We start from the raw sequence: 13,154 nt of genomic DNA, 5'->3' as shown, positions 1-13,154 counted from the left end.
GCCCGCCGACAGGGCGGCGGCCTATGGAACCACGGCGGCAGCACAGCCATCCTTACGGGCGGTGATATTTTTCTGAATCAGGCGGGGGTGGGCGGCGGAATATACAACGATATCGGCTCCCAGGTCTATAAGCTGAACCAGGCCTCGCTGGGCAAAGGCGGGGAGAACCGGGCCTCGTCCTATGCGCCGGGAATTTATAATAATGGAGAATTCTATATTGAAGGGCTGAGGGATATAACCAATGGTTTTTATATTGAAGATCGTGACGCCGTAGTCTTCCTTCAGGGCGGCCTGGATTCCGGGTCCGTAATACAGCTGGACAATTCCGGATATGTATCACCCAATCCGGAGGGAGAGCCTGTCATTGCCGGAGAAGGCACTCCCCCACATACCACTCTTACGCAGCAGGATGCCGATGCCTTCCGGAAACCGCCTCAGGATTTCGATGGCTGGGAAATAAGGCTGAACGGAAATCAGACGCAGGTCTGGCTGATTCCCATTGTATATGCTATCCGCTATGAAAATCTGGAGGGAAGCTCCCATCCCAATCCGGAATCCTATACGGCCGTCTCTCCTGATATCCGGCTGCTGCCACCCGGAGAGCGCACCGGATTCCGTTTTTCCGGCTGGTATAATGCTCCCGGGGGAGGCAGACAGGTCACGGTAATCCCCCAGGGCAGTACCGGAGATATCACCCTTTATGCCAGATGGGTACGCCGCAGGCCCCATCCTCCGCACAGGGCTAACCGAATCTGCAAACCCCAAAATCCATCCTGCCATACCCCGGACGGCCCAGACACTTCCTGCATCTGAAAGGACAGGAAACACGGCACATGGCAGAAACCGGGGATACAGAAAAAAGAACAAATTCACTATATATGGTATCATACTTCAAAAAAACAACCCGGAAGATTCATCAATCCTCCGGGTTCAGTAATTTCCGCGCCCTTTTTCAGGCCATCCGGCCTGTATCCAGGCAATTTTCATGGTTCTTTTTCTTCTGCTTACAGCATGGTTCTGCGCAGTTCCTCACCGCTCTTTGCGCTCAGATAAGCGGGCACGATATCGAATACTGTCCTGCAGCCGGACTGTCCTTCTTCTGCCAGACGGTATGCCGCCCTTGCAAAAGCCACCAGTATGGAAGAAGTGAAGGCCGGATTGGAATCCAGCTTGAGGCTGTATTCAATCACATTCCCAAACTCCTCATTCCAGCCGGTCTTACCGCTGCGGATGACAAAGCCGCCGTGAGGGATGCCGCTGTGATCCCGCTTCATTTCCTCTTCGCTGATAAAGTGTACGGTGGTATCGTATTCGTCAAAATAGTTGGGCATCGTCTTGATTTCTTCTTCAATACGCGCCTTATCCGCTCCTTCCTGCGCTACTACAAAACATTCTCTCGTATGCTTCTGCCTGGTGGTCAGCTCCGGGTTTTCTCCGGCTCTAACGCTGGCCAGCGCTTCGTCCACGGGAATGGTGTACTGCCTTGCATCCGCTACCCCTTCAATCCGGCGGATGGCATCGGAATGTCCCTGGCTGACACCCTTGCCCCAGAAGGTATAATCCTTACCCTGCGGGAGTACCGCATTTGCGTACAGGCGGTTCAGTGAAAACATGCCCGGATCCCAACCGCAGGAAATGATGCCTACCTTTCCGCTCTTCTTCGCCGCCTCGTCAACGGCCGTAAAGTGTTCCGGGATCTTCGCATGGGTGTCAAAGCTGTCTATTACATTAAAATACTGCACGAACTCAGGTGTCTGCACAGGCAGATCCGTGGCGCTTCCGCCGCAGAGAATCATGACATCGATTTTATCCTGCATCTGCACCGCATCTTCAATTCTGCAGACAGGAACGCCCTGTGTCTGAATCCTGACGGATTCCGGCGCGCGTCTTGTAAATACTGCCGCCAGTTCCATATCCGGGTTCTGCTTAATCGCACATTCTACGCCTCTGCCCAGGTTTCCATAGCCTAATATGCCAATTCTTATGCTCATCTGAATCCTCCTCTGAAATATTTTCTTTATCATCCTAACATAATTGGGAGGGAAATTCCATAATTCTTTTGGCAGGGAGGAGGAGTGAGGTGCCAGCCATGTTCGGTCCCAGGGCGGGGGCGGCGGGGGTGTTTACTGAGCCAGTCTCAAAAACGGTGATGTTTCTAACTGTCCCGAAAGGCCAGGATTTCGCCAACGCGGCTGGAACTCCTCAGACAGCGACTGGCGTCTGCTGTCTTCGTCAGACAAGCCGCTAGGGGCGGCGGAATCCTGGCCTTTCGGGGCAGTAAGAAACATCACCGTTTTTTCCAATGGCTCTGTAAACACTCCCCGCCGCCCCCGCCCTGGGACCGAACATGGCTGGCACCTCACTGGCTGGCCGGAAGAATATTGAATACCACTACTAAATAGTAGGATAAAGGATTGGGGGGGCTAAAAAGGACTGTGATTCCCTTAACTGTAATAGTAATTTAAAGGTGGGGGAGCCACAGTCTTTTTTATTTTAATATTATAAATAGTTGTATTTGTGTTGATTTATTGGTAGATCTTCAGGATTGTGGATTGTGCGGGCAGCAGGGTGAGGCGGAGGGTGTTGGACTGGGGTTCTGTTACTTTTTTGGTCCAGAGGTCTTTTACTTTGTAGGGGTGTCCGGGGGTGAGGCCCAGTTTTTCCAGGGGGATTTCTACAAGGCGCTCGTCGGACAAGCTGTAGTTGAATACTGCGGCTATTGTGGCATCCTCGTCTTTGCGGACGAAGGTGTCGGCGGCGAATTCTCCGGCGGCCCCGGAAACAGGGCGGAAGCTTTCGCCTTTTCTGGCTATGGCGTTGATTTCCTCGTTTGTCAGGATCGTTCTGGCGCGTTCCCTGGCTTCGGGGATTCCGTAGTCATCGCTGGTGAGCATCAGGCTTCCGCAGATCACGCCGGTGTGGTAGCGGGTCCTGCCTTCTTCCAGTGTGGTGGAGTGTTTGTCGTAGGTTTTGTAGGTTACGATGTGGTCCGGGTCGTTGAAGCGGTAGAGGCAGTCGTTCATCCACCAGAGGTAGGTGATGCAGTTGTTCAGGTAGGCTGACTGGTCCAGGCTTCCGAAGGCGTCGCAGGATATTCTTCTGGCGTGTCCGTAGCCGTGCGGCATTATGGGCGCGATGGAAAGGCTGATAAAAATAGGGTAGCCTGCCCGTTCTTCAGAGAGGCATTTTGTGAAATGGCTCATTCCATAGTTGAAGGCCTGTACGCCGGTAGTGATTTCTTTGTTGTAAAATACGCCTTCGCGGCAGCCATGGCCAACAAAGTCGGTTTTGACACTGCGGAAGCCCCATTTTATGATGTTGTCCGTTTCATACGAGATGTAATCCAGTGTGCCCGGATGTGTGGGATCCAGGGAATACAGGCCGTCTATCTGGGGAAGGATCTTTCCGTCTTCGTCACGCAGGAGAAGGTCTTCAAACAGGTAGTTTCCGTTGGTGCCGGGCACTTCCTGTTTAAACTGGTGTTCGTGGGTGATAAAGGGGCTGTAGTATGTGCCCGGTTCCTGGCCGTTTGCTTCCGCATAGGCCACGGAGTCGCGCATTTTGTTGGTAAAGCGGCCCCACGCCGCATCGTAGTTTACATACTGTTTGCCATCCGCTCCCTGATAGGTATCCTTGATGGATTTCATAAAGTCACAGGCTTCCTTATATTTTTCAAAGGATACCTTGCCCATCAGGGCTGCCCAGCTGTTCCAGCCGAAGATTACAGGGCCGTTCCAGGGAAGGGCGGGACGGATCGCCGCATTGGCTTTTCCATATACCGCAAGGCCGGACTGGAAATCGTCGAACCAGCCCAGGAAAATACGGGCGCTGCTGATCTCTCTCCCGGTAAGATATCCGTGTCTGGCGCCGTCCAGATCCCTTGTGTCTTCCGTTGCTACGCCGGAGATCGCTTCCAGGCACACAATGCTTCCGTCCTTGTCGGTTTTGGCGGAAAAGCCGGTCTTCCAGCAGTCGTGATCCACGGAGCCCATAACCAGGCCGGACGCGGCTTCTTTCGGATGGATTACAGTGAATTCATAGGACATGGAAGAATATTTTACCGGATAGTCCACGAATTTTGCCCATTTATCGTTGTCAAAGGGGGCGGAGAGGAAGCGGATTTCTTCTCCTTCCATAGAAAGGACCGGCTGCTCTCCATGGCCGCAGACAGGCGTCATGCAGTTAGTGGTGATTGTATCAGGGCTGTTTGCGGTCAGGCGGATGGTCATGTATTCTTCATAGAGGTCGAACTGCTGTATCAGCTGTATCCTGCCTCCGTCCTCATGCACAAACTCCGCCCTGCGGCAGCTTCCTATTTCGGTGGTAACCTCCGTCTCCCTTTTTTTATGCAGCTTCATATCCGTTGTTTTCAGGCAGGTGCCGTCCTGCAGCTTTACCTGCGCATATAAATCCCTGCATTCCCCTCCTGCAAAGCGAAGGGTAAAGCGTCCGGTTTCTTCGTCTAAAATCAGGCCTTCCCAATTCATACTTAATTTTCTCCCCTCTGTCCGCTCAGGCGGGCATTATTTTTTCTTATCCTTTTGTGATTCTCAGAATGGTTGACTGTGCGGGTATTAAAGAAACCCTGATAACTCCGCCGTCAGCCTCTGTTTCCTGTCTGCTCCACAGATCTCTTATTATATACCTTTCCCCGGCGGAAAGTCCCAGCTTTTCCAGAGGGATTTCCATATGGCGTTCATCCGACAGGCTGTAGTTAAATACTCCCACCAGCACCGCGTCCTCCTCCTGCCTCATAAATACATCCGCCGCAAATTCTCCCCGTGCGCCCGATACGGGGCGGAAGGCTCCGCCTTTTCTGGCCACAGCGTTTACCTCCTCATTGGTAAGCACCCGGCGGGAACGTTCGCGGGCGGCAGGTATGCCGTAATCATCGCTGGCAAGCATCAGGCCGCCGCAGATAACTCCCGTATTCATACGGGTAATACCCTCCTCCGGCGTCGTGGTATGCTTGTCATAGGTTTTATAGGTAACGATATGATCCGGATCATTAAAGCGGTACAGACAGTCATTCATCCACCATAAATAGGTGATGCAGTTATTCAGATAAGCCGACTGATCCAGGCTCCCGAAGGAATCACAGGAAATCCTTCTGGCATGGCCGTAGCCGTGAGGCATAATCGGGGCAATGGAAAGGCTGATAAGAATGGGATAACCGGCCCTTTCCTCAGAAAGGCATCTTACAAAATGGCTCATTCCGTAATTGTAAGCCTCCACCCCTGTGGTAATGTCTTTATTATAGAATACACCCTCCCGGCAGCCATGGCCCGTAAAATCTGTCTTTACCAACCTGTACCCCCATTGTATCAGCTTTCCGGTCACATATTCCATATATTCCAGCACGCCGGGATGGGTTGCATCCAGTGAGTAAAGTCCGTCCACCGGCGGAAGCACCTCTCCATGCTCATCCCGCAGCATCAGATCCCGGTACAGATAATTTCCTCCCGTACCCGGCACCTCTTTGTCAAACCAGGGCTCCAGAACAATGAAAGGGCAGAAGTAAGCGCCTGCCTTCTGGTTGTTTGCCCCGGCATATTCCACGGTTTCCTGCATTTTGTTGGTAAAACGTTCCCAGCCCGCATCATAGTCAATATACTGAGTGCCGTCTGCATCGTGGAACGTATCCTGGATGCTCTTCATAAAATCACTGGCTTCTTTGTACTTTTCAAAGGAAATCAAAGGCATCAGCGCCGCAAAGCTGTTCCAGCCAAAGGGCGCGGGCCCCTTCCAGGGCAGCGCAGGCCGGATTGCCGCATTGCAGGCCCCGTAGGTCTTCAGGCCCTCCTGGATGGAATCAAAATACCCCACGAAAATACGAGCGCTCTTTATATTCATCCCGTGCACATAGCCATGGGCTATGCCATTGAGATCCCTGGTATCCTCCGTCGCCGCGCCGCAAACCGCGCGGATGCCTGTTATGCCGCTTCCTTCTTCTGTTTCCGCCAGAAAGCCTGTTTTCCAGTGATCGTGATCCACGGAACCCAAAACCAGCCCCGCTTCGCTGTTTTCTTCATGAAGCGCCGTGAATTCATAGGACATCCGGGCATGTTGGATGGGATAATCAACGAATTTTGCCCATTTGTCATTGTCAAAGGGCGCGGACAGGAAACGGATATCCCCCTCCATATCCAGTTTCCCTTCCTCTCCGGGGCAGAGCGGCGCAATATAGTTGCTCTGTGTTTCCCGGCTGCCAAGCAGCGCGGCGGATACGGTCAGGAAGTCTGCGTAAATACAGAATTCCTGGACCAGTCTCCACTCCTGACCGCCGGAATGGAGGAAGCACACCTTCCGGCAGCGCCCCGGCTCCTCATCGCTCTGTGTTTCCGATATTTCATGCTTCCACAGATCCGTGGTTTTTAAAAGCCTTCCGTCCTTAAGCCTGACGGCCGCGCACATATCCTTAAGAGCTCCCCCCTGAAGCTCCAGTGAATAAGTGCCGCTCTCCTGATCCAGGCATATATTTATTTTATCATTTCCCCTGTTATAAACCATAATTAACCCCCGTAGTAAACATCGTCCGAATGCCTGTTTTTAATCAGGCCTTAACCGCTCCGAGCATAATTCCCTTGACAAAATATTTCTGGATAAAAGGATATACCATAATGATCGGTATGGTCGCCACCATGGTTGCCGCCATCCGGATGCTGTCCGGCGTCACCGTCATTCCGGATTTCGCGTTTGACATCTGCTGGGATACACTCCCTCCCGTCTGATACTGGTTCAGGATTTCCACCAGCACGGATTGCATGGGTTTCAGGCTCTGGGACGATGTATACAGGTAAGCGTCGAACCAGGAGTTCCACTGGTTGACCGCCACAAACAGACCTATCGTCATCAGAATCGGCTTCGCCAGCGGCAGCACCAGCCGGAAAAATACGGTCAGATCCGTGGCGCCGTCTATCTTCGCCGCCTCAAACAGGGATTCCGGCATGGATTCCACATAGGATCTTACCAGTATCATATTGTATACACTCATCATCAGCGGGAAAATAAATACCCAGAAGGTATTCAGCATGTGAATCCCCTTTAACACCATATAGTACGGAACCAGCCCGCCGCCGAAATACATGGTGAAAATAAACAGCAGGTTCCAGAACTTACGCCCTACCAGATCCTTTCTGGACAGTGAATAGGCAAGCATGGAGGTTGCCAGCACTGCTATGGGCGTTCCGATGACCGTCCTTGCCACGCTCACCTTGATGGAGCCAAGGAATGTTTTCTTGGTGAGTATTTCCATATAGCTTGAAAAGCTCAGCTTTCTGGGAAGGAAATACAGCCCTCCGCGGATGGCATCCGTGGCGTCGTTGATGGAAATAATAAAAATATTCCAGAACGGATATACCGTAATAATAGTAACCACGGAGAGAACGATAACCTTAAGGATATCAAGAATCCAGTCTTCCTTGCTTCTATGTCTGATTTTTCTATTTTTCATGTTCTTACCCCCTGCATATCACAGGCTTGCCTGCAATACAGCATTAATCAGTAGTTTGAAGGGAACCTTCAAACTCTCGTCCTCCCTTAAAACAGTGCCGAATCGTTCAGCTTCTTCGTAATTGAATTGGCGCTCAGCACCAGGATAAACGATACAATGGACTTAAACAGGCCAACTGCGGTGCCGTAGGAATACATCCCGTTTTTCATACCATACCGGTAAGCGTAGGTATCAAGCACGTCCGAATAATTCAGGATGGAATCGTTCTGCATCAGCAGCTGCTGCTCAAAGCCTGTATTCAGGATTCCTCCGATGGCGAGAATCAACAGAATACAGATGGTAGGCCTGATTGCCGGAAGCGTGATGTGAATAATCCGCTGCACCCGGTTGGCGCCGTCCACCTCCGCCGCTTCATACTGTTCCTGATCTATGCCTGAAATCGCCGCCAGATAGATGATGGCGTTATAGCCCATGACCTTCCATGTATTGGCGATTGCAATGATCCACCAGAAATAAGGCCCCTTCTGGAAGAACAGGATATCCTCATCCGTAAAATGAAGGAACTGAAGGATATCGTTCACCACACCGTCACCCGAAAGGAAGGTGAGGAAAATATTCGCCGCGATAACCCAGGAAATAAAGTAGGGAAGATAGGATGCGGTCTGCACGAACTTTTTCATCCGCATACTGCGCACCTCATTCAGGAAAATAGCGATCAGGATAGGCGCCGGGAAAGAAAACAGCAGTGTCAGAAGGCTGGTAGCCAGCGTGTTGCGCATAATCATTACAAAATCGTTCTGAAAGAAATATTCAAACCAGTCCACCCCCACAAACGGCGCTCCCAGCAGATCGTGGAAATACCCTTCCGTTGTGGGCGAATAGTTTGTGAAGGCCATGTAAAGCCCGGTCATTGGAGCATAGCATATAAATACAACCCAGACAACGGCCGGCAGCATCAGCAAAAACAGATATCTCTGATTCCACAGTCTGCTTTTCAGCGGTTTTTTAGGCGGCTTCACTGCAGCACTTTTCGCCATATTAATACCCCCTTTTTTTAAGAAACGCGGTTTGTTTAAACCGCGTTTCCAATAGCTTCTTATGTTAATAAGTACCGGCTGTCCTAGTTATCCGCATTCCAGATTTCCATACGCGCTGCGTAATTTTCATTGATTTTCGCTTCTACCTCTTCCAGGCCTGCGGCTTCGCAGTCAGCGAGCATCTGATTATAAATCTTATCCACTTCCTCCGGGGATGCTGCGTTAATCATCTTCGGATAAGCCTGCTTGATGATATCCTGGACTTTCTGTGCCTTCAGGGCTACAGGATCGCTTCCTGTAGGAATCAGATTGTCAAATTCAGCGGTATCCCAATAGGTATTGGTCAGATTCTTATCCGCCCAGGTCGCTGTAATGTCTTTTCTGGACATCTGCATACGGCTGGGAGAACCGTCTTTATGGGTGGAGGCATTTCTTACAAACCAGGTCCATCTGGTAATACCGGTCTCTTCACGGGTCTTATCCAGATTGTTCTGCAGTCCGTCAAGAATTTCTTCGTTGGGTACATAGGTGTCACCGTCCTTTGTCCAGTGCACGCCCTCGATTCCCCATAACATCAGATCCTGACCCTCCTGGCTTGCGCAGTAGTCGATGAATTTCAGGGCGGCGTCAAGGTTCTTACAGTTATTGGTAATGGCAATGGCATCCCAGCCCAGGGAAGAACGCCCGCCCAGTGTTGTCTTATCGGGATCATAGCCATCAGGAACCACTTTATAGGCAAGGTAGTTGGCATCCGGTCCTACGGTGCTGTTCAGGCTGGAATTCGCGGTCCAGGCAGCCCAGTATGCACCGATATATCCCAGAATATTTCCGGTTGACAGCTTCTGGTTAAACAGTTCATCGTTATTGGAAACCCATTCCTTCTCCAGGAGTCCTTCCTCATAAACACCGTTGATAAAATGCATGGCTTCCAGATATCTGGGATCTCTGATTTCCCAGTAAAGCTTTCCGTCCTTTTCATAATAGGTTTTCATACCATACATGCCCAGGATGGCTCCCTTGCTGTCCTGTTCGTCACCAAGGGTCAATGCAAAGGTATTTTTCCCGTCAACCTCAGGATATTTTTCCTTATACTGGCGGAATACCTCCATGATTTCAGATGTGGTAAAGGGTTCGTCACTGTCCGCCCTTTCCTTGCCCACCAGCTCACACATGATATCGTATCTGAGAATAAATCCGCTTACCGGGTCGGGATCCATTCCATACCAGTTGGATAAATAATAGTTCTGTCCGTCAGTCCATCTCGTTTTCTTCAGGGTGTCACCGTACATCTCCTTGACATTAGGCATTTGATCGAGATAATCCGTCAGGTTAACAAGCGCTCCCGCTTCAATATATTTGTTTACAATATCGCTTCCCCTGTCCATCAGTACAATGTCGGGATAGTCCTTGCCGGCCAGCATAAGCGCCAGCTTCTCCGCAGGATCTCCCGTCGGGTTCACCACCTCGATATTGATTCCGGTCCGTTTCATCAGTTCAAGAGCTACGGGATCGTCAAACTGCTTGGAACCCGAGTTCTTATCGAAAAAAGTGAGCGTAGGCGTTTCCCCGCTGTCTGCCACAGATTCCGCTGCGCCTGCCGCGCTCTCTCCCCCCGCTGTTGTTGTGCTGCTGTTTCCGCAGCCGGCAAGCATGGAAACTCCCATTGCCAAGGTCAGAAACATTGCTATAGCCTTTTTCATAGTAACCTCTCCTTCTCTGTAAGATATGTACAATTAATAACTTTTACGTGCTTATAATACGTCGTTTTTAACGATACATACATATTAAAATTTAACACTCCATATAAAAATTACACATTTTTATACCTTTCAGAGAATATTTATATAAAAATATAACAATATGTGTTGAAATTTTACAGTTTATCTTTTTCCCTGCTCCGGACAATAGGCAGTTTTATTAAAACCCGTGTTCCTTCATTTATTTTACTGTACACTTTTACCCCGTAGTCCTGCCCATATTGCAGCTGGATTCGGATGGAAACATTTTTTAGCCCAAAGCCCCTCACCGCAGTCCGGATTTCGGAATTGATTTCCTTTACGGTATTTTCATCCATCCCCACCCCGTCATCTATAATGGTAAATACCATATAATCCGCTTCCTGCTTCAGCGTGACTGCAATATGAAGGACCTCTGTTTCATCCTTCATTGCATGATGAATCGCATTTTCCACAATGGGCTGGAGTATCAGCTTGATAATCAGACAGTCCATCAGATTCTCATCCAGATCACAGGTTATCTGAATGGCATCGCCGAAACGGACCTTCTGTATTTCAAGATAATTTTCAAGGAGCTTCACCTCCTCCCTTACCGTAAGGATATTTTTCCCCTTATTCAGGGAAATCCTGTAAAACAAAGCGAGATGATCCACCATATCGGATATTTCCGAGTTCCCGCTGCGTATGGCCATGGAGGTAATTGAGGAAAGGACATTGTACAGGAAATGAGGGTTGATTTGTTCCTGAAGCAGGTTCAGCTCCGCCGCCTTACGAATCAGCTCCTTTTCATAAATATCCTTAATGAGATGCTTCACCATAAGGCTCATGTCAGAAAAAACCTCCGCCAGAATGCCGATCTCATCTCTGCCTCCGTCTTCAATTCTTTCACCGAATACGCCGTCCTTCATCTTTTCCACGGATTTTGTCAGATCCTTGATCCTGCGTGTAATGAGTATGGAAATAATAGCAGAAAAGACCAGTGACATTCCGATTGCCAGCAGTCCAAACATTATGACATTCTTCACGGAGGTACGGATATTCATTTCCAGCATGGGAACGGAAACAAGGGAAAGTATTTTCCAGCCCTGGGGGCTTGTTACGGAGCTGACCAGCATTTCCTTGCCGTCATAAACCGCCGTGTCACGCCTGTTATTCCCGATTTCTCCCTCATAGCCCTCCAGTATGTCATAGATGGATCGCCCTGTAAGGGACTTGTCCGCACAGGATACCACATGATTTTCCTCATCCAGAATCATCATTTCATCATCCCGGGATACTTCGGAAATCACACCCAGAAGATGCTTCTCATCAATCTCCATGCGCAGGACATTCCGCAGGCTTCCATAGCTGTAATAATCCAGTGAGCGCACCAGGTAAAACACATAATTTCCGTCCTTATTTACTCCGCCCCGCATAAATACCGGCTTTCCATTTTCCGCCCTGGCGCGTCTGTACCACTCCTCCTGTTCGATTTCCTCCGTCACCTTATAGATAAAATAATAATCCTGGGCGATCGTCTGATTGGTGGTATAAATGGAAAAAGTGTTCACATCCGAATTGATAGCCATCATCGTACCGAAATAGTTCTTCAGGTAGTAGTACAGATCCTCATATCCATAATTGGTAAAGTCCACAGAAATCAGATCCTGGACCTGCTTATTCATGAATATCAGTGAGGAAGCGCTTTCATAGCCATCCAGAACCATATCCATGTTGTTGCTGGCCCTGGCAAGGTTTTCCTCCATGTTGCCATAGCTTTGTTCCAGCAGAATTTTTTCCGTATTCGTATAAGCATAGACGCCGAAGCCCACAATGGGCACCAGGGAGGTAATCAGAAAACCGAAAAAGAACTTCCAGCGCAGGGAGATGTTTTTTAATGTCATTTTAAGCTTATTCATTTTTTACTCCTCTTACGTATATAAAAAACGGCTGTTCCCTCCGTATCCTCATCAAGGTACAGACATGAAACAGCCGCATCCGCTCACCCCAGTATTTCCAGCCGGTATTCATTGGGAGACACACCGAAGCGTCTGGCAAATACCGAACAGAAATAAGAACTGTTTTCATAGCCTACCATCCGGCTGATCTCCTTCACCTTGAGCCGCCTGTCCGTTAAAAGCGCGCAGGCCTTTTCCATACGGAATTCCACAATCCATTCATTTATCGTGGTTCCCTCGCTCTCCTTAAACAGGCTTCTGACATAGTTCGGACTCAGCCCGATATCTGAAGCAAGCGCCTCCACGCAGATGGAATCCCCGTAGTGTGCCTCCACATACTGCTTTACACAGCTCACCACATGCTCGTATTTCCGGCTCTCCTCCGCTTTTCTGTCTCCCAGCCTCCTGATTCCTTCCAGTCCGTTTTCCAGACAAAACCTGCGAAGCTCCTCCAGATTCAGCGCCTGATATACGGCAGCTTTCAATTCCGGTTTTCCGGGAAGCCGCGCCTCCTTCTTCCGGGCCGCACAGGCATCATAAATCTCCGACAAAAAGAAGCTCATTTCCTCCAGGATATAAAAACATTTTCTTGGGTTATTATTCAGTTTATCAAAATATTCCAGCAAAAAAACTTCCAGCCTGTCCGCCTTCTTTTCCAGGCACTGGGTATGAAGAAGCTCCTTCATTTCTCCCAGTATCCGGCGGGATACCTCCCTGTTTTCTTCCTCCCCTTCCAGAAGCTTTACCTGCTCCTCCAGCTGCCTGGCGCTTATTACATTTCCGCCCGGCACATAAAAGGCGCGTTCCCGTAGTTCCTCCAGAAACCGGACCGCATCATAAAGCTGATCCACGGACAGCTTTTCGGGATAAAAAATTACGCAGGTATGCAGCCCCAGTTCTTCCAGCCTGGCGCAGATACGCTCTGCGGATTCCCTGAAATCCACGAAATAACGGACCAGATAGTAGGTACCCTTTTTACCCCCCCCCCCCC

At 49.9% G+C, this 13,154-nt stretch carries 9 protein-coding genes; 1 reads left to right on the top strand and 8 read right to left on the bottom strand.

The genetic code is table 11. From position 1 onward, the window contains the following. Positions 1-813, top strand: an 813-nt coding sequence (locus tag HMPREF1548_RS02755) for an InlB B-repeat-containing protein (RefSeq protein ID WP_021634191.1), incomplete at its 5' end; no start/stop codon positions are given. Between the two features lie 191 nt (positions 814-1,004). Here HMPREF1548_RS02755 and HMPREF1548_RS02750 read toward each other — a convergent pair. From HMPREF1548_RS02750 to HMPREF1548_RS29795, 8 genes are all read right to left on the bottom strand, one after another. Further along, positions 1,005-1,991, bottom strand: a complete 987-nt coding sequence (locus HMPREF1548_RS02750; protein ID WP_025487741.1) for a diaminopimelate dehydrogenase — start codon at positions 1,989-1,991, stop codon at positions 1,005-1,007. Between the two features lie 534 nt (positions 1,992-2,525). Beyond that, positions 2,526-4,487 (bottom strand): alpha-galactosidase, encoded by a 1,962-nt coding sequence (locus tag HMPREF1548_RS02745; protein WP_021634189.1) that lies wholly within the window; start codon positions 4,485-4,487, stop codon positions 2,526-2,528. Positions 4,488-4,533: 46 nt separating this feature from the next. Next, positions 4,534-6,510, bottom strand: a complete 1,977-nt coding sequence (locus HMPREF1548_RS02740; RefSeq protein WP_021634188.1) for an alpha-galactosidase — start codon at positions 6,508-6,510, stop codon at positions 4,534-4,536. 43 nt (positions 6,511-6,553) lie between these two features. After that, positions 6,554-7,453, bottom strand: a complete 900-nt coding sequence (locus HMPREF1548_RS02735) for a carbohydrate ABC transporter permease (RefSeq protein WP_021634187.1) — start codon at positions 7,451-7,453, stop codon at positions 6,554-6,556. Between the two features lie 86 nt (positions 7,454-7,539). Continuing rightward, a complete protein-coding gene (locus HMPREF1548_RS02730; protein WP_021634186.1) occupies positions 7,540-8,490 on the bottom strand; it encodes an ABC transporter permease in 951 nt (316 codons plus the stop codon). A gap of 83 nt (positions 8,491-8,573) precedes the next feature. Then, complete coding sequence (locus tag HMPREF1548_RS02725) at positions 8,574-10,190, bottom strand: extracellular solute-binding protein (protein ID WP_021634185.1); 1,617 nt, start codon at positions 10,188-10,190, stop codon at positions 8,574-8,576. A 173-nt stretch (positions 10,191-10,363) separates the two neighbouring features. Beyond that, entirely contained in the window at positions 10,364-12,124 is a 1,761-nt protein-coding gene (locus tag HMPREF1548_RS02720) for a cache domain-containing sensor histidine kinase (protein ID WP_021634184.1), read from the bottom strand. Positions 12,125-12,207: 83 nt separating this feature from the next. Continuing rightward, a partial coding sequence (locus HMPREF1548_RS29795) for a helix-turn-helix transcriptional regulator (protein WP_021634182.1) occupies positions 12,208-13,154 on the bottom strand: 947 nt, incomplete at its 5' end.

Source organism: Clostridium sp. KLE 1755, assembly GCF_000466465.2.
GTDB classification, from domain to species: domain Bacteria; phylum Bacillota; class Clostridia; order Lachnospirales; family Lachnospiraceae; genus Eisenbergiella; species Eisenbergiella porci.
This window is presented reverse-complemented; position numbering and strand designations above follow the sequence as displayed.